General features: G+C 40.7%; 2 protein-coding genes. Both read right to left on the reverse strand.

The window, feature by feature from the left end; translation table 11 throughout:
- Window positions 1-22: 22 nt before the first annotated feature.
- Entirely contained in the window at window positions 23-529 is a 507-nt protein-coding gene (locus EGI26_RS07195) for a uridine kinase (RefSeq protein ID WP_255075491.1), read from the reverse strand.
- Window positions 530-539: 10 nt separating this feature from the next.
- On the reverse strand, window positions 540-2,037 hold a 1,498-nt coding region (locus EGI26_RS07200; RefSeq protein WP_255077352.1), incomplete at its 5' end, for a helicase HerA-like domain-containing protein.

A 2,037-nucleotide genomic window follows, 5' to 3' on the forward strand; every position in this document is an offset into this window, starting at 1 on the left:
GAAGCTTTACCCTATTTCCTATCTATTTCTCCAAATACCCCAAAATCTTTTTCATGTCAAACTCGTCTTCTCCTGAGGCTTCTAGATAGTCGGTTTTTATCGTAGAGGGTTTGCCCATTTTGAGGTAGGATTTCCAGATGTGGTCGATGTACCAAGTGGGTATATAGCCCCAGCGGGAGTCCATGGCTTTTCTGATGATAAAGGTGCGTTTGGATATTTTCACAAAAATGCGTTTCTCGTAAATAGCATTCAGCCGAGCATCATGAAAAGCAAAAAAACCTTCCACTATCACTACATCAAATCGTTCTCTAAAATCAGCAACGACTTCTAGCATAAGATCGTGATCAATAGAAAGCGGTGATTCCCAGTCGGTTTTGTCCTTTATTTTAGGTATTTGGGTTTCGGGAAAAACAAAGTCGTCTTGGTGAAAAATAATGGCTTTTTTGCCATTTCTTCTGAAATGCGTCACCAAAAGATTGGCCAATGTACTTTTGCCTGACCTACTCGGCCCACCGATTCCTATTACCATATTGATTGTCTTAAAACCAACTAGTTTTCTTTTTTCCACCCAAGCCCAAAGCTCCCAAAAGCGACCTTGTGATGATACTGGCAGCAGTTCTACCTATCTGTCGAGTAACGGAGCTTGACAAAATAGTTTCTAAAGTAGATTTCTCTTGTTTTCCTTTTGGAGCCTCTTCTTGCTCTTCAGATTCGTCCGCAGTGTTCAGTTTTTCGTTTAATATTTCGTATGCACTCTCACGATCTATTACTTCATTGTATTTCTTGGCAATCTTCGATTTCTCTATGATTTCTTCTATTTCATCGTCTGACAAAATATCCATTCTACTTCTAGGAGGACACATAAAAGTAACAGCCAGTGGAGTTGGAATGCCCTTTTCGTTCAAACAAGTCACCAATGCCTCTCCTATTCCCATAGCAGTTAGAATATCTTCGGTTTGGTAAAAATCCGTCTCGGGGTAGTTTCCGGCAGCTTCTTTTATGGCTTTTCTATCGTTGGCAGTAAAAGCTCTCAATGCATGCTGTACTTTCAAACCCAACTGAGCCAGAACCGACGATGGCACATCTTGAGGATTTTGTGTACAAAAATATATCCCAACACCTTTCGATCTGATGAGTTTTATAACTGTTTCTATCTGATTCAACAAGGCCTTTGAAGCTTCTTGGAACACCAAATGAGCTTCGTCTATAAATATCACCAGTTTTGGTCGATCTTCATCACCAGCCTCGGGCAAACTTGCATACAACTCTGCCAAAAGACTCAACATAAAGGTAGAGAATAGCTTAGGTCTATCCATCAAATCCATCACTCTCAATATTGAAATCATCCCTTTCCCTTCGTTGTCAATCCGCATCAAATCGTCGATATCAAACGAAGTTTCGCCAAAAAACACGTCGGCTCCTTGCTGCTGAAGCTCTATTACTTTTCGCATAATTGTACCCAGCGAAGTAGTAGACATCCTTCCGTAGTTATTCTCAAACTCGTCTTTGCCTTCGTCGCTCAAAAACTGAATAACTCTTATAAAATCCTTTAAATCAAGCAAAGGCAGTTTATTATCGTCACAGTATTTAAACATTACCGACACAATACCTTCTTGTGTATCATTCAAACCTAATATTTTCGAAAGCAAAATCGGTCCAAATTCCGACACTGTGGCTCTCAATTTAGTGCCTTTTTGGTCACTTAGCGTCAGCATTTCTACCGGGAAGCCATTCGGCGTATATTCAATACCAGCAGCATTTGTTCTTTCTAAAATAAAATCTTTTCCTTCGCCCGGCATGGCTATACCACTTAAATCGCCTTTTATATCCATCATCAGCACAGGCACACTGGCATCACTCAGACATTCGGCCAATACTTGCAGGCTCTTTGTTTTGCCTGTTCCGGTAGCTCCAGCTATCAAACCGTGGCGGTTCATGGTTTTAAGGGGTATTTTGACCTGAGTACCTTCTACCACTTCACCATCGAGTTTGGCGGCTCCCAAAACAATAAAATCACCTTTAAAAGTATAACCTTTC

It is taken from the genome of Lacihabitans sp. CCS-44 (assembly GCF_024343735.1).
Taxonomy (GTDB): Bacteria; Bacteroidota; Bacteroidia; order Cytophagales; family Spirosomataceae; genus Leadbetterella.